We start from the raw sequence: 22,039 nt of genomic DNA on the forward strand, positions 1-22,039 counted from the left end.
ATAATGACAGTGGATATGAAACCTCTACAACAAACACTGAATGATCGAGTCGAACAAATCAAAAAGGGCGGAGCTCCCAAATATCACGAAAAAAACGAAGAGCAGGGAAAACTGTTCGTCCGCGAGCGTTTATCATTATTATTCGATCCTGGCTTTGAACTGGAAGATGCGCTATTTGCAAACTGCATGGCGGGGGATCTTCCTGCAGATGGTGTTGTGACAGGGATGGGCAAGATTAATGGCCAGCTTGTCTGTGTGATGGCAAACGATTCAACGATCAAAGCCGGTTCTTGGGGAGCTCGGACGGTTGAGAAAATCATTCGAATCCAAGAAACAGCAGAAAAACTTCGGGTACCATTATTATACCTGGTAGATTCTGCTGGAGCGCGGATAACGGATCAGGTGGAAATGTTCCCTGGGCGTCGTGGGGCAGGAAGAATCTTTTACAATCAAGTAAAACTTTCAGGTAAAATTCCTCAGATTTGTATTCTGTTTGGACCATCTGCTGCTGGTGGAGCCTATATTCCAGCTTTTTGTGACATTGTTATTATGGTTGATAAAAATGCATCGATGTACCTGGGATCACCGAGAATGGCCGAAATGGTTATTGGTGAAAAAGTAACCTTGGAGGAAATGGGCGGCGCTCGCATGCACTGTTCTGTTTCAGGCTGTGGTGATGTTCTTGCAAAAAATGAAGAAGAAGCCATTTCAATAGCAAGAAACTATCTTTCTTATTTCCCTGCTAATTTTTCAGAGAAACCGCCAGTTCGTGAGTCTGTGGCTCCTAAACCATTGAAAAAACCATTAGAAGAGCTGATTCCGGCTAATCAGAATGCACCATTTAATATGCATGATCTAATAAACGGGATTATTGATGAAGACTCCTTCTTTGAGATCAAAAAACTTTTTGCTGGCGAACTTATTACAGGACTTGCCCGCATGGATGGAAAACCTGTCGGAATCATTGCCAATCAGCCGCGTGTTAAAGGCGGGGTATTATTCCACGATTCAGCAGATAAGGCCGCAAAATTTATTAATCTTTGTGATGCCTACCATATTCCCCTTTTGTTTTTAGTTGATGTGCCTGGATTTATGATAGGTACAAAGGTAGAACGGGCAGGAATCATTCGTCATGGTGCGAAAATGATTTCAGCAATGGCTGAAGCAAGTGTTCCAAAAATTTCTGTTATTGTACGTAAAGCATATGGAGCTGGTCTTTATGCAATGGCTGGCCCTGCATTTGAACCGGATGCTTGTCTTGCATTGCCTTCTGCTCAAATTGCGGTTATGGGACCAGAAGCAGCAGTTAATGCCGTTTATGCTAATAAAATTGCAGAGCTTCCTGAAGAGGAGCGAACCGCATTCATAGAACAAAAACGTGAGGAATATAAAGAGGACATTGATATTTACCATTTAGCTTCCGAAATGGTGATTGACGGTATTATTCCAGCAAACTCATTGCGTAAAGAGCTTGTTAATCGTTTTGAGGCATACACTTCAAAATATCTCATTTTTTCAGAACGAAAACACTCTGTATATCCGGTCTAATTTATAACAGTTAATTTCAAATGTAAGAGACTATATTTTAATAAGGAGGCTGACCTGTGAAGAATGGAAAAATTGTAAACTCATTTGTGGAAGCAATACAAGATATTTCAGATGGCGATACCATCATTGTTGGTGGTTTCGGACTGTGCGGAATCCCGGAAAAAGCAATTCTTGCCCTAAGAGATCAAGGAACGAAGGATTTAACAATCGTTAGTAATAACTGTGGCGTTGATGATTGGGGGCTTGGTCTGCTGCTTGCAAATAAGCAAATTAAGAAAATGGTTTCATCGTATGTCGGTGAAAATAAAATTTTTGAAAAGCAGTTTTTAAGCGGTGAGCTTGAGGTCGAACTAGTCCCTCAAGGAACGCTTGCTGAACGAATTCGTGCCGGCGGCGCCGGAATACCTGGTTTTTATACGGCTACTGGGGTGGGAACTCCAATTGCAAAAGGAAAAGAGCACAAGGAGTTTAATGGAAGAACCTATTTATTAGAAGAGGGAATTGTCGGTGATTTTGCCCTGGTGAAAGCCTGGAAGGCCGACCCGCTTGGAAACCTTGTTTTCCGAAAAACATCACGCAACTTTAATCCATTGGCTGCAATGGCCGGGAAAATTACAATTGCAGAAGTCGAGGAAATCGTTGGGGTAGGAGATTTAAATCCAGAAGAAATCCATACGCCAGGAATCTACGTTCAACGTGTGCTGCTCGGAACAAACTATGAAAAACGGATAGAAAGACGTACAGTAGTACAAGCCTAATAGTTTAAAAAAGACAAGGAGTGAGTGGATTGAAGGATGCGCGATTAACCATTGTAAAACGTGCGGTTCAAGAAATTCAGGATGGAATGAACGTAAATTTAGGGATTGGGATCCCTACCCTTATTGCCAATGAAATTCCAAGCGAATACAACGTCTTGCTTCAATCAGAAAATGGCTTATTGGGCATTGGACCTTATCCGGTTGAAGGGGCAGAAGACCCCGATTTAATAAATGCGGGAAAAGAAACGGTAACTGCTGTGCCTGGTGCTTCTTATTTCGACAGTGCAGAATCATTTGCAATGATTCGCGGTGGTCACATCGACCTTGCTATCTTAGGGGGAATGGAAGTTTCTCAAACAGGAGATTTGGCTAATTGGATGATTCCAGGGAAGATGGTCAAAGGAATGGGCGGAGCCATGGACTTAGTAAACGGCGCAAAACGTGTTGTGGTTATTATGGAACATGTTAATAAGCACGGAGAATCAAAGGTCAAAAAAGAGTGTACACTTCCGCTTACTGGAAAAGAAGTGGTCCACCGTTTAATAACAGATTTGGCTGTATTTGATTTCACTTCTGAAGGAATGGTTCTCGTGGAAACCCAAGACGGAGTATCGGTTGAGGAAGTTATTGAAAAAACAGAGGCCTCATTTAAAATTGGTGTCGAATTACTAGTTAAGTAAAAGGGGTTGAGCAAAATTTTATAGAAACAATTGAGGCAGTTTCCTACCGTTAGGATTATTATTTTATTGAACTTGATGACCAAGATTAAGTTGTTGAAGAGATATTTTTTAGAGCTGTCCTTAAGGCAGCTTTTTTTTGATGAAAGGATTAGGTTATAGATTAAAAATTTATACGAATGTTTAATTATTGGTTTTTTTGTCCATAGTTTTTAAGTAAATCATTTTTATGGAGGGCAATAAACGTGGGAGAATTTACAAAAGAAATAGTACCATTACCCGAGGAATTTTATGTTCAGCCCACGCTTGACCTGGCAAAGGCATTGCTCGGATGCCTCCTTGTAAAAGAAACGAATGAAGGAATGACAGCAGGATATATTGTAGAAACAGAGGCTTACATAGGTCCTGGTGACCGGGCTGCACATAGCTACAATAATAGAAGGACGGCAAGAACCGAGGTCATGTTCCAACGGTCCGGCCTGGCCTATACCTATGTTATGCATAGGCACTGCCTCTTCAATGTGGTTAGCGGCGGTGAAGAAAATCCTGAAGCCGTTTTGATTCGTGCCCTTGAACCGCGAGATGGTCTCGAGCTTATGAAAATAAGGAGGGGCATTGAAGAACTTTCAAAATTGACAAATGGCCCTGGCAAACTAACAAAATCATTGGGCATTACCATGGAGGACTATGGACGTCCCCTCAGTCCTCCGCGATTATTTATTGCCAAAGGCTTTTGTCCAGAAAGCATATCAGTCGGAAAAAGGATAGGAATTGATAAATCTGGTGAAGCCCGTGATTATCCATGGCGATTTTGGGTTACTAATAATCAATATGTTTCACGGCATCAAAAGTCTGAGTATGTAATTGTCTGAACAGTAAAAAGGACTTAACTCGTTGGTTAAGTCCCTATATTAAATGGATTCGTTAGTTTTCCTTAGTAATTATTAGGCTTACAGCCAATAATTCATTCCTTTCCTAAAGTTTATTTATCGAAAAGGATTATCCATTTAATCCTTTTGTTTCGATTTTACTAGTATGAAGTTTTTTCCGAAAGGACAATCCTAATCAACACCTCCTCAACATTAAATTGGATGGGTTCTGATCACCTGGACCGATGAAATCTAATTCGGCAGGAGAAAATACTTTAACTTTTCTTTTAACGTCCTCCAAAGGAATTCGGATCGGCTCAAGAACTTCATGATCCTGAAAGACATTACCTCCCGTGATTATTCTCTTTTTCTTCCTCCTTACGAAGGCATTCCTATTTTTCTTGCTATCTTTGTTAACAGTGACACGCTCTTTCACTTTCTCATTAAGTACTAATAGTCCTTTCTCGGTTTGGAAAACTTCTTCTTCAATCGAAGCGACTATTCCGATTTCACGTTTGTTTACGACCAAGATGAAGTTATATCCGGTTTCAGTTTTCTTTTGTAAAATGTTAACTTCATCTGTGATAAACGTGACGAATTCTTCGGGTTCTTTCGTGTGTGAGTCTTGAGAGTTTTCTTTGTGCTTAATGACTCGATAATATGCTTTTGCACCAATTCCTTCATCTGTAAAATCAAAAGGTTTTATACTCTGGGTGCGTACAAAGAATAATTGATTTACCTTCTCTTTACCGTTTAATTGGACACATAAAGCAACATCTTCTTTCATCACCGTTCCTTCTTCGTCAGAAAGCATAGGTACATTCATTTTCATCCCCGGAAATTGAACGAAGATGTAACTGAAGTTTTTCTTAGGCTGCACATTCGAAAGTCTCATAAACTCACAACCTTTCCGATTTGTTACAAGATTATTTTTCTTGTAGGTGTATAATTCAATATCGTTCTTCACATTCCTGTATGATTAGAAAGAGTTTTCATCGTCACTTTCTTATGAAATGCGATGGATCCTCCTAAATTATGAGTAAATCTCCTATCGAAACATGTAAATGATATAATTCTGCTTTCTAAAACGACAATTTACAGCCTATTATTGAGTATATTTTATAAATCCTGTTTCATCCTTTTTTGGGATTTTTTTTAGGTTGTGCACTATATGGAAGGATATGGCTAAAAAAGTAAGGATGTCAGTGCTATATTCTCGAGTTTGAATGACATTCCTGTATACAGCAAAATACACTGTTTTTTTGACTTTGTGTGACCTTGTATTCAATGATAAGATGAAACCTACGTAAAAGAACAATTCGCCCAGGGGAAAAAAACTGAAAGGAATGATTTGTTATCAATCATTTACAATTAAGTTATACGAGCGAAATGGAAAAAGCGATGCATAGTGCTCATGGTGTAGGTTATGAAGATTACAGAAGACATCATACAGTGAGAATGAGAGTCGAAAAACGCCGTAAAAAGGATTATATTAATTGTCGTAGGATGGTTGCAGATTTAGACCGGCTTGTTCATTTTAATAATCGATTAAAGGCATGAATCAAAGTGGAAACCAATGTGAATGCACACTGGTTTCCTTTTTTTGATTAAAAGCAAAAATAAATAAGAAAAATTCCTCATCCTTGTCTTATTTAAGGGTGGTTTTTTTCCCATTTATTAAACTTATAAATAGGTTAATCTTAACTGGACAAGAAAATTTAGGTCCAGTAGACTAAAAACTAATTCATAATAAATACCTTTATTATCATAAGAGGTCATACAAGTAACTTTAATTAGAGGGGTAAGTTTGCTCTGAAATAATTAGAAAGCAATAGTAAAATTTCCTGTCACCTAATCTACTAAAGAGGAGGTTACAACTGCTTAAAATTATCTATAAGAAACTACAAAATATTATTAAAATCTACCAAAAATGAGACGACTAATTTCTTGCTTTCCTTCCAGTAAAACCCTATAATTAATATAGAACATTTGTTCTAAATGGGTGGAAGGAATGAAGGTAACGAAAATTTGCCTTATTGATGATGAGAATGCCGTAGAGCTTGAAAAACTAAATCGATTAATGGCTGTTTTTTGTGCTGCATGGCGGTATTCCTTTAATCGCCTAGTAGAGGGTGAACAGTCAGGTAGATTAATTAAATCGGTAAGTGCCCTCTTTCATTTGAACAAAAGATATGCTGAAGATGCCGTGATGCAAGCCCAAGCAATCATCTCAAGTCAAAAAGAACTTCTCCCCTTAAGAATCGAAGGCGTACAAGGGAAAATTAATAAAACCTGCAAGAAAATAGAAGATTATCAGACAGGTAAGAAAAGACCGAAAAAAGTCCCACTTGAGATCTGTTTAAAAGGGTTTAGTGCTCGTTTAGAAAAGCTTCAAATAAAGGAATCTATTTTAATAAAACACCATGATGATCAGACAATTCCTCCCGTCGTCTTTGGAGGAAAAAAGAACTTTTATGAACGATTAAAAGGGAAAATATCAAGAAATGACTGGAAGGATTTACGTTCTAATACTCTTTATTCTCGTGGTGACAAGTCTAAAAAGGGGAATTTGAATACCCGAATCGTATTCGATGATAAGGAGCAGCATTTTTACCTAAGATGTGGCAAATCCACTGTTAGTTGAGGGTAGAAAAATAAGTCCAAGATTACGGTTCAAACTTCTAGTTCCGGATAAATTTTTTAATGAAATAGTTGGGATTGTGTTCCCCAATGAAGTTGGTGTTACCCCAAAGAAAAAACCTCTCGAGGAATATAGCCCCTATTCCATTGAGTTGAAACGGAAAAATAATAAGGTCTATGTCCATATCACTTACGATGAGGTTGTCCATGGTTCAATAGGGAATTGGAATGAAATGATTCTGTCTGATCTAGTGGCGGGGATTGATGTGAACATTGATCAAGTAGCGGTGTCTATTTTAACGAAACAGGGAAATTTATTAGAATCCAAAACCTTTTATTGTCATGAAATGAAATATGTAAAAAACAATCGCCGATCCAATATTTCAGGAGAAATCGCAAAAGACATCATTCAGTATCTTTTGACTTGGAACGTGGGAGCTATGGTCATAGAAGATATCACATTAAAACAAGATCATGACACGAATAAACGATTCAATCGCCTTGTAAATTCGTTTGCAAAAACAAAGATACAAAAATCCATCATCTCAAGAGGAATTAAATTCGGGTTTAAAATAAAAAAAGTTAACCCGGCTTACACATCGGTCATTGGACGGTTTAAATATAGTAAAAAATATGGCTTATCCATTCATGAAGCGGCTGCTTTTGTTATTGGGAGAAGAGGTCTTGGATTTGATGAAAAAATACCGCAAGAAATCCTAAACCAGGTACGTTCGCTAGTAAAGCCAAAACTGATTTCCATTCTTGGGTCAATGGAAGAATCCGAGAAAAAGTCAAAAAACGGCAAGCAAAGGCGGAAGTATATGGGGATGTTGTTAAGAATTATAGAAACATTCAAAGAAAACCATTGCTGGAAGCTATGGAACGTGATTCATAAAACATTAATGATAAAGAACCAGGAATTACAATTCAAGGAGGTGGAGTCCTGGTACTAAAATCCAATCTTTGCGGCAGGCTAACCAATGGAAGGAATGGTCTGTTGCAAATCGCCGGCTCTAACAGAGCACCGCGGGGTGTCTTGAACAGCAGGTTCATGACAAGGGTTCAATTCCCTTCCTGATGGAATGACGTGAGAATCGTCACGGTATGTCTCTTTTCTTGGTTCGGAGGCGAATGGTAGATTTCTATAGATTTTAGTAACCAGGAATGAACATGTTAGAATTTGATACAAATATGGACCAACTCGCCAAGATAAAAGTCATCGGTGTTGGCGGCGGGGGAAACAACGCCGTGAATCGAATGATTGACGAAGGAGTTGAAGGTGTAGAATTTATTGCCGTTAATACAGATGCACAAGCTCTTAATCAATCAAAAGCAGCGGTCACGATGCAAATTGGTACAGCATTGACAAGAGGTTTGGGAGCAGGGGCTAATCCAGAAGTAGGTAAAAGAGCTGTGGAAGAGAGCAAACAGCAAATAAAAGAAGTGTTAGCAGGTGCAGACATGGTTTTCGTTACAGCCGGTATGGGAGGTGGTACCGGCACAGGTGCAGCGCCTGCCATTGCTGAAATTGCCCGCAATCTTGGTGCCCTGACAATTGGAGTTGTCACACGTCCGTTTAAATTTGAAGGCCGCAAGCGTGCAACTAACGCAGAAACTGGAATTAACGAAATGAGGGAAGCAGTAGACACCTTAATTATTATTCCCAACGATCGCTTATTAGAGATTGTAGATAAAAAAACACCCATGATTGAAGCTTTTCGTGAAGCGGATAATGTACTACGCCAGGGTGTTCAAGGGATTTCCGATTTAATTGCTGTGCCAGGGTTAATCAATCTTGATTTTGCTGACGTGAAAACGGTCATGTCCCATAAGGGAACTGCCTTAATGGGAATTGGTATTGCTAAAGGTAAAGATCGTGCAGTTGAGGCTGCGCAGAAAGCCTTAAATAGTCCCTTACTTGAAACTTCTATCAATGGAGCTCATGGTGTAATCATGAACATAACTGGTGGAAATAATTTAAGTCTTTTTGAAGTACAGGAGGCAGCCGATATAGTTGCTTCTGCTTCTCATGAGGAATTAAATATGATTTTTGGTTCGGTCATTAACGAAAACTTAGATGAAGAAATTATCGTAACTGTTATTGCCACTGGATTCACTGAGCAAGAGGAGATATTAGCACAACCGCTTTCCCAGCCATCAATTGAAGAAATGTCTAATCCGTATCAAAGGGAAAAACGTACACAGCGTGAACCAATAAACCGAGGCGAACCAGTTCAAGATTATGAAAGACACTCAGAACAGTCAGAAGAATCTCTGAATATTCCAGCGTTCTTGCGCAATCGAAAAAAACGATTTTTATAAATTTAACATCTGCATTTTCATAGGTACGGTTCATGCGGACAAAACTTGTAGAATCTAATAGAACATGTCCTCATGAAGGCTCTGGAATTAATATATCTCTTTAAACTAAATAAAGGACGCTTTCATAATGTGTTGGAAAATACATTACGAAAGCGTCTTCGTGTTAACTTTAAAATAATTTCTACACTTGTTATTTTTTCAATGTAGTGGTTGAACTTCTAATCACAAGTTCAGGCTCGTATACGATGGATGGAGGAATGTTATCCTTCTTTTCGACAGCAGCAACAATCCATTTTGCAGCATCAATCCCCATTTGCATTTTTGGATGGGTTACTGATGTTAGTTTTACATCTGATGCCTCTGCTAAAAAGGAGTCATCGTAGCCAACAATCGAAACATCCTCAGGAATACTTAATCCACGTTCTCTTAACATATTTAATATTTGTAAGGCCAGTTGGTCATTGTAACAAACAATTGCTGAAGGGATTGAATCTGCATTGAAAAATTTTTCTAATCGTTCTAATAATCTGCTATCTTTTTCTTCGGTGGTAAAGGTAATCACCATCTCCGGGAAAAATGTAATGCCATGCTCTCTGAAAGCACGGATAAAGCCCTGCATACGATTTACCCCTTGGAGGTCATCCGTTTTAAAAAGTCCAACTATCTTTTCATGTCCTAATTTAATTAAATGTTCAGTAGCCTCGAAACCGCCGTGTTCATCATTCACAATGATATGAGGAGGCATAAGCTGGGGATAGAATTGGTTAATCATTAAGTATGGGATATGGTTCTGTTCTAATTCCAGATAGTAATGAATGTTAGGATTGTAATTGCTGCTTTTAGTAGGCTCAACAATAAGACCGTCAATGTTCCTGCTTAACATCGTTTGTAAACATTGTTTTTCTTTTTCAACATCATTGTCCGTACATGCAAAGGTTAAAGAATATCCCTCAGCTGTTAAATATGATTCAATTCCTTTGATAATGGAAGGGAAAATATAGTCAGAAATGTAGGTGGTTATAACTCCGATATTTTTTCCATAACTCGATTGATGCTGGATTTGAGGCTTTTCATTCCCCAACTTATTGGAACAAAAGGTTCCAGCACCTTGTTCTCTGTATAGCCATCCCTCATGAACCAAATCCCCGATAGCTTGACGAATCGTATGTCTGCTTACACCAAACATTTTGACAAGTTCATTTTCAGAATAAATCTTATCCCCAGGTTTTACCTGACCGCTAGTTATCCATTCTGTTATCTTTTCCTTTACCATATTATATTTAGTTTGTTGAGCCAATTGGATTACACCACTTTCAACTTGGAAGCAAGTTTATTTACTTATGCGTACAACATGTTTAATAAAATAATATTAACAAAAAAACAAGAGATTGACCATGAGATATTTACTAGCATTTACGTACAAGTCGCGACTGATCTATTATTTGTGATGCTTTTGGAATTTGTATATATCAAGCTTTTGAATAGGTATCCTCAGATTGCACAGTGTAAAGCTATAACGAATATCATGTTATAATAAAGTCGAGCTATGTTCCGTAATAAGGCAATAATAAAAAAGAAAAGGAGTTAATAAAATGATTAAAGTTGTATGTAAAGCAAAACTAAAACCAGGTGTAAAGGTAGAAGAATATTTTCTATTAGCAAGAGAAGTTGTGTCAGAAACCAGAAAAGAAAAAGGCTGTATAACTTACACACTTCATCAAGATATCAATGATCCGACCATCCTTACTATGCTCGAAGAATGGATGGATGAAGAGGCTTTAAATCAACATAATAAAAGTGAACATGTTATGAAAATTGTTCCAGAGCTTAGAAAACTTCGAGAAAGTACAGAAATCAACCTTTATAGAGAAGTAAAATAACCCCCGATGGAAAGGAAAGTACTTACATATTCTTCTTGTCCCAGGCACCTTCCTCCCATGAGGATGGTGCCTGATTTAGAATAAATGTGAAAAAATATGCTTTCTATAACGACAATTTATAGACTATTCGCTAAATTATGTATTAAAATGAATTTTATATATTATAGCTTCACGAAAATAATATAGGAAACCCTAGTTAGCAAATTTTATCGGATAGTAAAAACTTTTAATATAATCTTGGAGGATGCTATGAACTTTGTTAGTACACGCGGAAATGTAAATAAAATTGGTTTTATTGATACAGTCTTAATGGGATTAGCTAATGATGGGGGACTATTAGTCCCTGAGAAAATCCCACAAATTCCTGCAGATAAGTTAGAAGCAATGTCCCAGTTAACTTATCAGGAACTAGCATACGAAATCTTTTCCTATTATGTTGATGGTGAAATTCCAGACAATGAGCTAAAGGCTTTAATCGAGAAAAGCTATGCAACCTTTCGCCACCCAGAAGTAACACCTGTTCAAAAGCTGAAAGAAAACATGTATGTGCTAGAACTGTTCCATGGTCCGACCTTTGCTTTTAAAGATATTGCTCTGCAATTCTTAGGGAATTTATATTCCTATGTATCAAAGAAAACAGGTGAATCAATTCATATTCTCGGCGCTACTTCTGGGGATACGGGTGCATCAGCGATTGAGGGTGTCAGAGGAAAAGAAGGCATTCGCATTTGCATTTTGCACCCACATGGGAAAGTAAGTAAGGTACAAGAATTACAAATGACAACTGTTGATGACAAAAGTGTTTTGAATTTAGCCATCAAAGGGACGTTTGATGATGGTCAAAGAATCATCAAGGAATTGTTTGCAGATGTGGATTTTAAAAACAAATACCATATGCGTGCGATCAATTCCATTAACTTTGTTCGTATAATGGCGCAAACAGTTTATTATTTCTATGCGTATTTCCAAGTAACAAAAGAGACAGGTTCAGAGAGTGTTAACTTCAGTGTGCCGACTGGAAATTTTGGAGATATTTTTGCTGGTTATCTTGCAAAGAAAATGGGTCTACCGATTGGTAAACTAATCGTTGCGACCAACGAGAATAATATTTTAGAGGATTTTATCTCTGATGGAGTGTACAAGCCTGGTGAATTCAGGAGCACCTATAGCCCTTCTATGGATATCCAGGTAGCAAGCAATTTTGAGCGTTATTTGTACTACCTGCTTGGAGAAAATCCAGACGAAGTGTCTACCTTAATGGAGAAATTCAAGTCAGAAGGAAAAATTGTCGTGAACGAGGAGCAGCTCCGCCAGGTAAAAGAGGATTTTGCAGCACATGGAGTTGAAGGGGAAGAATGCTTACAAACAATTACGAAGTACCATGCTGAAACTAGTTATTTATTAGATCCACACACCGCTTGTGGGGTCGCTGCATACGAAAGTTGTAATAAACCTAGTGAGGTTTGTGTCACACTTGCAACTGCTCACCCAGCAAAATTTAATGAATCCATCGAACGTTGTGATATTAAGCAGACATTCCCTGAACAAATAAGTCAATTGTTTAATAAACCACAGCATCTAGAAGTTGTTGACGCGGATAAAGATGAAATTGTACGTAAATTAGAAAAGCTTTTTAGTTTTTCTGCTAAGTAAATATTAAAATTAGGTTCATGGTATAGATTCAAGAACTATAGTTTACATTAATAGTCCACAAAGATGAAGAATGATAATGAAAAGGGATTTTTAATCGGCTGAATAGGGTACTGGTGTCCTCCACAGTCTTCAAAACTGCCTGAGACCTGCGTGCCAGGTCTGGTGGGTTCGATTCCCACTCAGTCCCGCCAGGTCAAATCATCAATGTGAATGATGGTTATACGAGCTTTAAAAGCTGGTAGTAATATGCCATAAGGGTGACTCATAAGCAAACTAATTAAGTTATTTGACGGTCTTTAAGTAAAAATATTGTCAATAAGAGAATGGTGGCGTTGGAAATAATTCCAGGCCACCATTTTTATATGACGGGCGTTAGCATTCATTAAAAAAGAGCTAATCGCGATATTGATTTTACTGTAGAAAAGTACCTTTAACACCCCTAATAGTCAAAAAATAGATCCATAATTAAATTTTATTCATTTTATTGTTTATATGCAATTGACGAAATGTGATCTATATGTGTAAAATACATATATAGTAATTTTGTTGAGGTGTAGTCATGACAAACTCTAAAAATAAAAATAATGTTACTCCATCTAAGAACTTTATCCTTCCATTTATATTATTGCTTCTTAGTAGGATGTCACATCATGGCTATGAACTAAATCAAAAGCTTCAAGCTTTCGGTTTTCACACGCTTGACCAAGGAAATTTATATCGTTTATTGAGACAACTAGAGAATGACAATCTTGTGCAATCTGAGTGGCATACAAATGGAAGCGGTCCTGCCAAAAGATGTTATTCAATAACTGATGTTGGTAAAGCGTACTTAAAGAGTCATGCTAGACAACTCGAGATATTCCAATCTATGCTCGATCAATTTTTTAAAATGTATTCTAGTTTTCTTGAGCTCTACATACCTCCGTTTCATAGGGAGGATAAAATAGAGAAATTTACAAAGTAAATGAGGAGGAACGAAGATGGTCCAAAAGATGATTCATCAAAAAGAAGAAGTCCTAAAAAAGGAAGTTAAAAAAGTGGAGGTTCCGAAAGTTGAGATTCCAATAGTAGAGGAGCAAAATGAACCAAGCTATGTTACGGATTCATTTATTGAAACATTTTGGGATCAATTTGAAGGTGCCGTATCTCGTACAAGAGATTATAGAGAACAACGCCAAGACCTTTATTTAGAGGCTATAAAAGAAACAACAAAGTTCAATGGAGTATACCTCAAAACATTAAAGGGTCTTTTTGAGCAAGCAACAAAATTAAATGGCGATTTGCGTAAAGGGCTATTCCAAAACAACATTTTTAAAACAAATGAATCTACTCATGAAGTGACTGAATCTTTAACAAGTCATGTAAGTGAAGCAGCTAGTAAATTAGAGGAGCTTTATTTAACTCCAATTAACTCAGCCTTTGATTTATTTGAAAGAACTGAGAAGCTTTTTGAACAAAATAGCGAGGCATTCATTGAATATACAAATGAAGCACTGAATGCTTGGGAAGCTGTTACAGACAATTATTTAAAACAAGCTAGAAAAACTCATCAAAATATTGCCCATCAATTAGAAGATAGCGTGCGTGTACTTGTTGCTTCAAGTAAATAATGTACATATCTAAAGGAAAACACATTCTTAATCGGATGAGCACTTCTTTGTTAATAAATATCCCATATTGCAAAAAAAAAGCAGCTTTACCTTCACGGCACGCTGCTTTTTTTATTTCTTGATTGCTGATGACATTTTATAACGGAGTATTCCCTCTTCATATTCTTACTTGAAAGAAGGTATTTGAGTAAAGTGGAGTGAGATAAGTATGCATAACCTTAGCACTGAACAATTGCTAGAAGCATTTAATTCTGCTAGTAAGTTAAATCTTTGTAAAGACTTTATTCTGCTATTGGCTAATGAGTTAAACACACGATTTATTAATGAATCAGATATAAATGATTATAGAAAAATTTTAAATCATTATATTAAATCAGATTAGAATTTGAATATAGTAAAATATTTTTTTTCGTAGATATGAGTAATGTTTATTAATCATAGATTACTTGCACCCTAAGAAGAATCTTTAGACTTTCAGATAAATTTATTTATTCTTTATTAAGGATCTTCCAAGAATAAGTTGGGTTTTGCCGTTTAGAATTAAAATTCAGCATTCTATTAAAAGGAGGAAGTTATATGAATGAACAAGAAAAAACTATATTTATGAGTGAACAAGAAAAAACTTTACTATACAAAACTTCTATCATTTTAAGAAAAGATACAAGCAAGATGAGTTTAAACGATATTATAGAAGAACTTGTTCATGTTATAGAATCAAAACAAAAGATGCCAGATGGCCAAATCAAGAATAGAAATTGAGCAAGCGAGACTATTAACCTTACAATTGAAATGAAGCAATATTAGGTTATAACAGCCCTATCCATTTAAACTTGGATGGGTATTTTTCGTTATCTAGGATTTCGGTTTCCGTAGTACACCCTAAAGGAAAAGGGAACCGGTCTTGGACTAATGATCTGTCATAAAATTATTAAGCAGCATCATGGCAGAATTAGCTACCAAAGTAAAGTGAATGAAGGTACGTTGATTGAGATTAGGTTACCGTTAGCGGTTTAGTTATAAATCCTGAAATTTGCCGTGAATAAATTATAACTTTTTTCATCAACTTAAGAAATAAACACATTAGAGGAGGAGGTGTAATAAGTGTCGCGGAACTTATATCAGTACTTCACCATAATTTCTTTAGGCATGGTCTTTTTACTAATGATGTCATCCTGCAGTTATTCACAAAGAAAAAATGGTAGTCTAAATAGTGTTCGAGAAAATACTTACAGTATCGAAAAGCAATCGCCAGATAAAATGCAGGATTTTCATCCAGGTTATTCAGAAACGGACGACCTGAGAATTCCGGTACATAATATTAATAAAATTCCTCGTGAAGTTTTAGGCTTTTACACAGAACAGGAAGGCAGTTTTCCAGGTTCTCAACCTACATTTAACTCGCAATTCAACCATATAAGCATCATTGCACCCTTTTGGTACAAGCTTGATGATAAACGTCCAGGCAGTCTGATAGACTCCGTTACAGCTGCTCATAAGAAAAAGGTTATTCTAAGCGCTCATGAAAAACAGGTGAAGGTATATCTAGTTGTTCACAACCTCTTTTATGAAACCACAGAGAAGGGTAAGCAAGTAGCGAGTAATGTACTCGATAACGATAAAAGCCGGAGTGTTTTCATACAAAATTTACGAAATGAAATAAATCAGTTCAGTTATGACGGTATTAATATAGACATGGAAAATTTGTATTTGACAGACCGAGATTCTTTTAGCCTAATGATTAAAAAATTGTCTGATACACTGCATCGTGATGGAAAAGTAGTGACGGTTTCCGTCCCGGCAAACACAGGTGATTCGCGTGCTAATCCCTGGTCACCGTGGTTTGATTACGCAAAACTTGGTCTATTTGCAGATCGGTTAATGATTATGACCTACGATGAACACAACGCAAACACAACACCCGGGTCAACGGCGTCGGTCGATTGGACAGAAGCAACGATTCGTTATGCTTTGAAAAAAGGAGTACCAAAATTAAAAATTTTACTCGGTATCGCTGGTTATGGATGGGACTGGGACAAAACAGCAAATAAAGCTTTATATAGCTCCTATGCAGTGTTAATGGAGCATAAAACAAAATATAAAGCTGAAATTTTGTGGGACCCTCGTACGCAAACACCTCATTACAATTATGTAGATGAAAAAAACCATATCCACGAGGCTTGGTTTGAGAATAGTGACAGTCTGCGGTCTAAACTAAACCTTGTGGAAAAATATAACTTACAAGGAATCGGGATTTGGCGACTCGGCTTAGAAGACCCTATGTACTGGAAGGCCATACCCGAGACACTAAAAGTTAAAAAATGATGATCTATGAATGAATTTTCCCTACAGAAAGTAAGACATATAAAAAAGCAGATCCAATGAATCTGCTCAGATTGCCGAGAAAAGTTCATTTTCTCGGCAATGTTCATTTTAATTTCTCTTTCTAATTGTCTTTCTGAACGAATACCAAACGGGGCAGGGGAGACCCCGCAGAAGCGAAGCGACCAGGAGGCCCCCCGGCACGCTTGCGAACCGCACGCGCCTGGAGCGCAAATCAACAGACAAGTTGAAAATCCTTGATATTAAAATTATTTTAACTAAGGTCCTATATTACTATTAGAATTGTAGCTGAGGTAAAAAGAAATGGTAAATATGGCTTTAGAAGTTTTTTCGTAATCGGGATACTATAAAGATATAATTACAGCATATTAATGTACTTATGAATACTATTTATCCATATAAAGGTAGGATGTAAAAGGAAATAATGATACCACTGGATGAAGTAAGTTCTTAAAAGGGAGTTATAGTAAAATGCTTTATATAAGGAACATTGAAAAGATCATAAAAGATACATTAGATAAGCATCATTTAAATATTGACTATGAAATTAACAATAATCTCACTGTACCTATGAGTTATAACGTATCGACAAATACTATAAAATTTAATTATCTACAAGTTAACGGTTATATCAACAAAATTAGAATTAAAGAGATAGATGAAAACTTTGTTAGAATTATTCTTTATCATGTGATTGGGTATTACTTGGATTTTAAAAAAAACAAACATGATCTTAGGATTCTAATGTATGGTGAAGATGAAGAAATAGAGAAGCTTAAATCTGAAATTGAAACGAATGCTTGGGAATACGGGAGAACATTGGTACCGGAACAACTGTTACTGTCATATGATAAAGTACGTGAATTAGATAAAACTTTAATAAAGGGCCAATTAACCAATATGTAATCATCATTTTTACTTATGGGGTTTTGTAAGGATTTTTCGTCGTTAATAAACTATCTTAGCTTTTTAAAATATATTACTCGTGAGGTGGAAAAAATTGAAGGCGGATGCTGTTTTTGAAGGTGGTGGGGCTAGGGGAATTGCTTTTATTGGAGCGATTCAAGCAATGGAAGAGGAAAAAGTAGAATGGCAAAGATTAGCAGGAACATCAGCAGGAGCTGTAATCGCTGCTCTTTTGGCAAGCGGCTACAAAAGCTATGAAATTAGAGATCATTTGAGCAAACTAGATTTTTCAAAGCTACGAGGTAGAACGTACTTGAATCGAATTCCGATTTTTGGTAGCTTATTAGAACTAATGATTCATCTTGGAATTTATAAAAACGATTACTTGGAAATCTGGATGGATTCACTTCTTATAGAAAAAGGAATTAAGACATTTGCGGATTTACCAGAGGAAAAATTGAAGATAATCGCTTCTGATGTTACGAATGGCCAAATGCTTGTTTTGCCAGATGATTTGGATCGGTATGGGATGACTCCTGCTGATTTTAAGGTTTCAACCGCAGTTATGATGAGTGCCTCTCTCCCATTTTTCTTCCGTCCGGTTATTTGGAAATCAAAAGACCGTAAAAAGTCCTACATTTTAGATGGTGGTTTACTAAGTAACTTTCCAATATGGATATTTGATACGGAAAACCCTCGGTTTCCAACGTTCGGTTTCCGTTTTGTGAAAGATAAAGTTAACATAGATCCGGTAATACCAACGCCCCTCCACCTTTTTAAAAATATATTTAAAACGATGATTCAAGCCCATGATCTACGATATTTGAACAAAGAGACGATTGAACGTACCATTCAAATTCCAACTGGTGACATCAACGCTACAGATTTTGAATTGGATCCGGCTGAAATCGATTTTCTCTATATGTCAGGCTATTCTTCTACAAAAGAATTTTTATCGAAGTGGGATTTTGAGCAATATAAGGTTAAAAGAATGCAAAGATTAAAGAATAAGTAGCTGAAAAGGCCATTACTCAAACTTTATTTAGAAAATAGATTAAAAGTGAATGTAATCAGGTGCACAATAGCAAGAGCACCTAATAGATACGTACTGATATAGAGTAGAACTTCCATTAGTTTCCTCCTCGATTTTTTACACTTCCATACTTAAGTCATTATAAACAAGGTATATTAAAAAAGTTGTCGATATTCCTCATTTTAAATGAACTGTTAACTTCTTTTAATAAAAGAAAAAGATTTTCATTGTTTGACTTATGTTTGTAAAAAAAGCCATGCTATTCTAAGCACGGCTTTTCTCATTTCCACCATTTCCACCATTTCCTTTGCTCGGCGACTGCGATTTGCTTTCTGGTTTCTTCCTCAATCATTTTACTTCGTTCCTTCTCCAGTTGCTCCATACGTTCTACATACTTCAAAATTAGATTAATCTTCTCTTCTTGCCTAGCTTCCCGTACTGCCTTCTCCTTCAAATGTTTGATTAATTCTAAGTTTACTTGATCCAAATGTTCTATACGATCAAATAGCTCTTTAGTGTTAGTATTTTGCTCAATATCCCCGTCATTAGTTGTCTGTGACGGCACCACTTCCGTAAAGGTTACCGTTTTATATTCTTCAGAGGTCCATGTCATCACTGCCTCGGCTGAACGTTCCATCGTCATACCCTCTTGCTTACTGAATTCAATTAATTTCCGGAGAGTGATAACATCTTTATCTATATAGGTTCGATGTCCTCTATTATTACGCTGAACTTGATACCCATGACCTTCTAAGAGAATGGCATACTTCCGTAATGTACTACCATCAATTCCAAGCAATTCCTGTACGTCACTAGGTGAATATATTATCGTCATAAGACTACACCTCCAATTTAACACTTCTATAAAACGCTGTGAATTCCTTTTTTTATTAGAATTTTTTTCTGAATGAAGTATAGGTCATGCACAATATGGAAGGAATGTCTAAACCATATCAACGGGAACAACGTTTACAACGTGAACCAATAAACCATGGTGAATCGGTTCAAGATTTTGACCGATACTCAGAACAGCTAGAAGAATCTCTGGATATTCCATACCGAATTGCTTGTGGATCTTTTAATTTGGATGATTATGATAAAAGTTCTAAATATATATAACCTTTTCTAAAAAAGTTAGAATTTAAAAAAAACAGAATAAAAAATACAATAAAAAGTGTAAAGATGATTTAAAAAATCTTATAGGGGGCAAAAGGAAATATAAATTTAAGAATGTTTACTTCAAAAATGTAACCGGTATCAATTTTTTTAATGATTAAAAAATAGGGGGACATGATCAATGAATGTTTGGCAACCAAATAGCCCATTAGGGGGATTACCATTTATTAAGAATGCAAGTTCAAAACGTGAATCAAGCTATGACCGAACAGGGGGAAATAGAGATTTTGTTGAAGTTGAACCTGGTACAACTGCAGTAATGGCTGATATCAAAGGAGCTGGGTGTATAAAACATATTTGGATGACAACAAGATGCTATGCTCCACAATATTTACGGAAACTTGTCCTAGAAATGTATTGGGATGGGGAGGAAAATCCAAGTGTAAGAGTTCCTTTTGGTGACTTTTTTGGAATAGGGCATGCAACCTGTAAGCACTATGTTTCCCTTCCTTTGAGTATGATCATGGGTGAGAAAAGAGGGCCTAAAGGACCATTTGCTGCATCAATGAACTGTTATTTTCCAATGCCATTTGCTGATGGTGCTAAAATTCAATTAATCAATGAAAGTGAAGAAAAAATAGAGAATTTGTTTTATTATGTAAATTATGAATCATATGACAGCAAGGAACAAATTCCGGATGATCTTGGAAGATTTCATGCCACCTGGAACCGTGAAAACCCTTGTGAAAAGGTAGTGTTTAACAGTGATATTGAAAACCCGGCACCATGGGACCTTCCAGGTAAAAATACAACGGGTGATGAAAACTATGTCATTCTAGATGCTGAGGGGAAAGGGCATTATGTTGGATGCGTATTAAACATTGATAATTTTGATGCCTCCAATCAAGAGTATACATGGCCAGGCGAAGGTGATGATATGTTCTTCATTGATGGAGAACAATGGCCGCCATCCCTCCATGGTACAGGGACAGAAGACTACTTTAATGCAGCATGGGGTTTCCCTAGTGGAGAATATGCCGGTCCTTATCATGGCGTATCTTTAGGAAGCGATGTACAAGAGCACTTTGGAAAATGGAGCCTATACCGTTTCCATATCGAAGATCCAATCCGTTTTAACAAATCGATTCGCGCAACGATAGAGCATGGCCACGCAAATGATCAAGGAAATGATTATTCTAGTGTTGCTTATTGGTATCAACTGGAGCCTCATAAACCACTTCCGGAGCTTCCTCCAGTAAAAGAACGCCTTCCTAGAAGATGGCCAGAACATGGGTTGTGGGATCGATAATTTAAATCAAAAATTAAGGGGGCTGTAAAGGGTGAAGAAAAAAGGAATTCTAACGATTATTTCTCTACTTTTAGTATTATCTGTCTTTTTATCGGGATGTTCGGAAGAAAAAACAGGAAGTTCAGAAACAAAAGGTGACAATAAATCCATTACTGTTCTTGTTGAAGGGGGAAGCCCGGCATTTAAGGTAGCAAAAGAAACAGCAGCCGAATTTAAACAGAAAACAGGGTATGAAGTGAAAATTGAATCGGTTCCCTATACCGGAGTTTATGACAAATTAAAAGCTGAGGTAGCTTCACAAGCAGGAGCTTTCGACGTTGCAACCATTGATATTCTTTGGTTTCCTGCTCTTGCTGGTGGACTTTTACCCTTAGATGATCTAATCGTAGATGACGTTAAAAATGATTTATTTCCAGGTCTAGTAGAAGGCGGAAGCTATAATAATGAAGTTTATGGAATGCCTGTATGGACGAATGCAAAAAATTTAATCTATCGGAAAGATCTATTCGAAGATCCAAAGAATAAAGCTGATTTCAAAGCAAAATATGGCTATGATTTACATCCGCCAACAACATGGGATGAATATAGAGATACAGCAAAGTTTTTTACTAGAGATACCGATAATGATAAAAAAGTTGATATGTACGGAACAACGGTATTTGGTGCGAACAATGGGGATGCAGTAGCTAGCTGGCTTGATCATGCTGCTCAAGCAGGTGCGAAACCCTTGGTAGTTGGTGATAATGGCAAAGTTCTTGTAAACACGAAACCGTATGTTGATTCATTACAATTTTTAGTTGACCTTTTAAAGAAGGATCAATCGGTCCCAGCAGGAGCACTTGAAATGGCATCTGCTGAAACTTCTGAGCTATTTTGGAATGGAAAATCTGCAATGATGCTAGCATGGGGTCACTTTTATGTCCCTTCAAATGACCCAAAACAATCAAAGGTGGCAGGAAAAGTAGGAAGTGCCCCAATGATCGGTGGAGGAGCAGGAATAGGTGCAGTACCAGGTCCATGGTATCAGGTTATCCCAAGTTCTTCAAAAAAACAGGAGATCGCCAAAAAGTACCTGAACTTCATTTATGATAAGAATGAACTATTTATGAAATCATTGGGAGTAGCAGCCAGAAAATCTGTTTTTGAAAATTATAGCACGAAAAATGGTTATGAGCATTTGCAACCGCTTATGACAACATTAAGCGGACCACAAACTCAAAATCGACCTGCTATTAAGGAATGGCAGCAAATTGAAAGTGAAGCACTCATCCCAGCCGTGCAATATGCACTTTCAGGAGAAAAGACACCACAGGAGGCACTTGATTGGGCAGCGGGAGTAATAAAAGATCTATTGCCGCCACAATAAAATGAATATGTT

General features: G+C 37.0%; 22 protein-coding genes and 1 pseudogene. 20 read left to right on the forward strand and 3 right to left on the reverse strand.

Annotation, left to right across the window (positions count from 1 at the left end; genetic code table 11):
* The first annotated feature begins 3 nt into the window (after positions 1–3).
* From ACSU6B_RS06310 to ACSU6B_RS06325, 4 genes are all read left to right on the forward strand, one after another.
* On the forward strand, positions 4–1,548 hold the full coding sequence (locus ACSU6B_RS06310) for an acyl-CoA carboxylase subunit beta (RefSeq protein ID WP_410883671.1): 1,545 nt from the start codon (positions 4–6) through the stop codon (positions 1,546–1,548).
* A 56-nt stretch (positions 1,549–1,604) separates the two neighbouring features.
* Positions 1,605–2,306 carry a CoA transferase subunit A gene (locus tag ACSU6B_RS06315; RefSeq protein ID WP_410883673.1) on the forward strand — a complete coding sequence of 234 codons (702 nt, stop codon included), beginning with the start codon at positions 1,605–1,607 and terminating at the stop codon, positions 2,304–2,306.
* A gap of 29 nt (positions 2,307–2,335) precedes the next feature.
* Complete coding sequence (locus ACSU6B_RS06320) at positions 2,336–2,986, forward strand: CoA transferase subunit B (protein ID WP_410883675.1); 651 nt, start codon at positions 2,336–2,338, stop codon at positions 2,984–2,986.
* A 242-nt stretch (positions 2,987–3,228) separates the two neighbouring features.
* Positions 3,229–3,855, forward strand: coding sequence for a DNA-3-methyladenine glycosylase (locus ACSU6B_RS06325; RefSeq protein ID WP_308162553.1), 627 nt, complete (start codon positions 3,229–3,231; stop codon positions 3,853–3,855).
* 193 nt (positions 3,856–4,048) lie between these two features.
* On the opposite strand, the gene ACSU6B_RS06330 is transcribed toward ACSU6B_RS06325, so the two are convergent.
* Positions 4,049–4,747, reverse strand: a complete 699-nt coding sequence (locus ACSU6B_RS06330) for a hypothetical protein (RefSeq protein ID WP_410883677.1) — start codon at positions 4,745–4,747, stop codon at positions 4,049–4,051.
* 494 nt (positions 4,748–5,241) lie between these two features.
* Between ACSU6B_RS06330 and ACSU6B_RS06335 the strand changes: the two genes are divergently transcribed.
* The 4 genes from ACSU6B_RS06335 (at position 5,242) to ftsZ (ending at position 8,814) form a co-directional block, all read left to right on the forward strand.
* Positions 5,242–5,412, forward strand: coding sequence for a hypothetical protein (locus ACSU6B_RS06335; RefSeq protein ID WP_168243092.1), 171 nt, complete (start codon positions 5,242–5,244; stop codon positions 5,410–5,412).
* A 451-nt stretch (positions 5,413–5,863) separates the two neighbouring features.
* Complete coding sequence (locus tag ACSU6B_RS06340) at positions 5,864–6,496, forward strand: hypothetical protein (RefSeq protein ID WP_410883679.1); 633 nt, start codon at positions 5,864–5,866, stop codon at positions 6,494–6,496.
* Positions 6,474–7,445 (forward strand): IS200/IS605 family accessory protein TnpB-related protein, encoded by a 972-nt coding sequence (locus ACSU6B_RS06345; protein WP_410883681.1) that lies wholly within the window; start codon positions 6,474–6,476, stop codon positions 7,443–7,445. Before ACSU6B_RS06340 ends, ACSU6B_RS06345 begins: the two co-directional genes overlap by 23 nt.
* A 217-nt stretch (positions 7,446–7,662) precedes the next feature.
* Entirely contained in the window at positions 7,663–8,814 is a 1,152-nt protein-coding gene (ftsZ, locus tag ACSU6B_RS06350) for a cell division protein FtsZ (RefSeq protein WP_410883683.1), read from the forward strand.
* Positions 8,815–9,004: 190 nt separating this feature from the next.
* On the opposite strand, the gene ACSU6B_RS06355 is transcribed toward ftsZ, so the two are convergent.
* A complete protein-coding gene (locus ACSU6B_RS06355) occupies positions 9,005–10,111 on the reverse strand; it encodes a GntR family transcriptional regulator (protein WP_410883685.1) in 1,107 nt (368 codons plus the stop codon).
* 295 nt (positions 10,112–10,406) lie between these two features.
* On the opposite strand from ACSU6B_RS06355, the gene ACSU6B_RS06360 reads away from it, so the two are divergent.
* The 10 genes and pseudogenes from ACSU6B_RS06360 to ACSU6B_RS06405 all read left to right on the forward strand — a co-directional run bounded on the left by ACSU6B_RS06360 (position 10,407) and on the right by ACSU6B_RS06405 (position 18,218).
* Positions 10,407–10,694: a putative quinol monooxygenase gene (locus tag ACSU6B_RS06360; RefSeq protein WP_215003434.1), complete on the forward strand. Its 288-nt coding sequence runs from the start codon at positions 10,407–10,409 to the stop codon at positions 10,692–10,694.
* 249 nt (positions 10,695–10,943) lie between these two features.
* On the forward strand, positions 10,944–12,347 hold the full coding sequence (gene thrC / locus ACSU6B_RS06365; RefSeq protein ID WP_410883688.1) for a threonine synthase: 1,404 nt from the start codon (positions 10,944–10,946) through the stop codon (positions 12,345–12,347).
* A 559-nt stretch (positions 12,348–12,906) separates the two neighbouring features.
* Positions 12,907–13,311 carry a helix-turn-helix transcriptional regulator gene (locus ACSU6B_RS06370; RefSeq protein WP_410883690.1) on the forward strand — a complete coding sequence of 135 codons (405 nt, stop codon included), beginning with the start codon at positions 12,907–12,909 and terminating at the stop codon, positions 13,309–13,311.
* Between the two features lie 16 nt (positions 13,312–13,327).
* Complete coding sequence (locus tag ACSU6B_RS06375; RefSeq protein ID WP_410883692.1) at positions 13,328–13,957, forward strand: hypothetical protein; 630 nt, start codon at positions 13,328–13,330, stop codon at positions 13,955–13,957.
* 208 nt (positions 13,958–14,165) lie between these two features.
* On the forward strand, positions 14,166–14,339 hold the full coding sequence (sda, locus tag ACSU6B_RS06380) for a sporulation histidine kinase inhibitor Sda (RefSeq protein WP_410883694.1): 174 nt from the start codon (positions 14,166–14,168) through the stop codon (positions 14,337–14,339).
* A gap of 194 nt (positions 14,340–14,533) precedes the next feature.
* The gene (locus tag ACSU6B_RS06385; RefSeq protein ID WP_410883696.1) at positions 14,534–14,716 is read left to right on the forward strand and encodes a hypothetical protein; all 183 of its coding nucleotides are present in this window, start codon (positions 14,534–14,536) and stop codon (positions 14,714–14,716) included.
* Positions 14,717–14,830: 114 nt separating this feature from the next.
* Positions 14,831–14,971: pseudogene (locus tag ACSU6B_RS06390) on the forward strand (ATP-binding protein); the annotation flags it as partial.
* Positions 14,972–15,058: 87 nt separating this feature from the next.
* Complete coding sequence (locus tag ACSU6B_RS06395) at positions 15,059–16,279, forward strand: glycosyl hydrolase family 18 protein (protein ID WP_410883698.1); 1,221 nt, start codon at positions 15,059–15,061, stop codon at positions 16,277–16,279.
* A gap of 489 nt (positions 16,280–16,768) precedes the next feature.
* Positions 16,769–17,203: a hypothetical protein gene (locus tag ACSU6B_RS06400; RefSeq protein ID WP_410883700.1), complete on the forward strand. Its 435-nt coding sequence runs from the start codon at positions 16,769–16,771 to the stop codon at positions 17,201–17,203.
* Between the two features lie 94 nt (positions 17,204–17,297).
* Positions 17,298–18,218 carry a patatin-like phospholipase family protein gene (locus tag ACSU6B_RS06405; protein ID WP_410883702.1) on the forward strand — a complete coding sequence of 307 codons (921 nt, stop codon included), beginning with the start codon at positions 17,298–17,300 and terminating at the stop codon, positions 18,216–18,218.
* 298 nt (positions 18,219–18,516) lie between these two features.
* Here the strand turns inward: ACSU6B_RS06405 and ACSU6B_RS06410 are convergent, their stop codons facing one another.
* A complete protein-coding gene (locus ACSU6B_RS06410) occupies positions 18,517–19,071 on the reverse strand; it encodes a MerR family transcriptional regulator (protein ID WP_410883704.1) in 555 nt (184 codons plus the stop codon).
* Between the two features lie 462 nt (positions 19,072–19,533).
* On the opposite strand from ACSU6B_RS06410, the gene ACSU6B_RS06415 reads away from it, so the two are divergent.
* Positions 19,534–20,661, forward strand: coding sequence for a glycoside hydrolase family 172 protein (locus ACSU6B_RS06415; protein WP_410883706.1), 1,128 nt, complete (start codon positions 19,534–19,536; stop codon positions 20,659–20,661).
* Positions 20,662–20,692: 31 nt separating this feature from the next.
* Positions 20,693–22,027 (forward strand): ABC transporter substrate-binding protein, encoded by a 1,335-nt coding sequence (locus ACSU6B_RS06420; protein ID WP_215003413.1) that lies wholly within the window; start codon positions 20,693–20,695, stop codon positions 22,025–22,027.
* Positions 22,028–22,039: the final 12 nt, after the last annotated feature.

The sequence above is a fragment of the Neobacillus sp. C211 genome (assembly GCF_051842875.1).
GTDB lineage: Bacteria > Bacillota > Bacilli > Bacillales > Cytobacillaceae > Neobacillus.

Bases quoted from the DNA above. Each gene is read 5' to 3' on its own strand.
- ACSU6B_RS06310 (WP_410883671.1), top strand. From the start codon at position 4: ATGACAGTGGATATGAAACCTCTACAACAAACACTGAATGATCGAGTC.
- ACSU6B_RS06330 (WP_410883677.1), bottom strand. From the start codon at position 4,747: ATGAGACTTTCGAATGTGCAGCCTAAGAAAAACTTCAGTTACATCTTC.
- ACSU6B_RS06335 (WP_168243092.1), top strand. From the start codon at position 5,242: ATGGAAAAAGCGATGCATAGTGCTCATGGTGTAGGTTATGAAGATTAC.
- ACSU6B_RS06340 (WP_410883679.1), top strand. From the start codon at position 5,864: ATGAAGGTAACGAAAATTTGCCTTATTGATGATGAGAATGCCGTAGAG.
- ftsZ (WP_410883683.1), top strand. From the start codon at position 7,663: ATGTTAGAATTTGATACAAATATGGACCAACTCGCCAAGATAAAAGTC.
- ACSU6B_RS06360 (WP_215003434.1), top strand. From the start codon at position 10,407: ATGATTAAAGTTGTATGTAAAGCAAAACTAAAACCAGGTGTAAAGGTA.
- thrC (WP_410883688.1), top strand. From the start codon at position 10,944: ATGAACTTTGTTAGTACACGCGGAAATGTAAATAAAATTGGTTTTATT.
- ACSU6B_RS06370 (WP_410883690.1), top strand. From the start codon at position 12,907: ATGACAAACTCTAAAAATAAAAATAATGTTACTCCATCTAAGAACTTT.
- ACSU6B_RS06375 (WP_410883692.1), top strand. From the start codon at position 13,328: ATGGTCCAAAAGATGATTCATCAAAAAGAAGAAGTCCTAAAAAAGGAA.
- sda (WP_410883694.1), top strand. From the start codon at position 14,166: ATGCATAACCTTAGCACTGAACAATTGCTAGAAGCATTTAATTCTGCT.
- ACSU6B_RS06385 (WP_410883696.1), top strand. From the start codon at position 14,534: ATGAATGAACAAGAAAAAACTATATTTATGAGTGAACAAGAAAAAACT.
- ACSU6B_RS06400 (WP_410883700.1), top strand. From the start codon at position 16,769: ATGCTTTATATAAGGAACATTGAAAAGATCATAAAAGATACATTAGAT.
- ACSU6B_RS06410 (WP_410883704.1), bottom strand. From the start codon at position 19,071: ATGACGATAATATATTCACCTAGTGACGTACAGGAATTGCTTGGAATT.
- ACSU6B_RS06415 (WP_410883706.1), top strand. From the start codon at position 19,534: ATGAATGTTTGGCAACCAAATAGCCCATTAGGGGGATTACCATTTATT.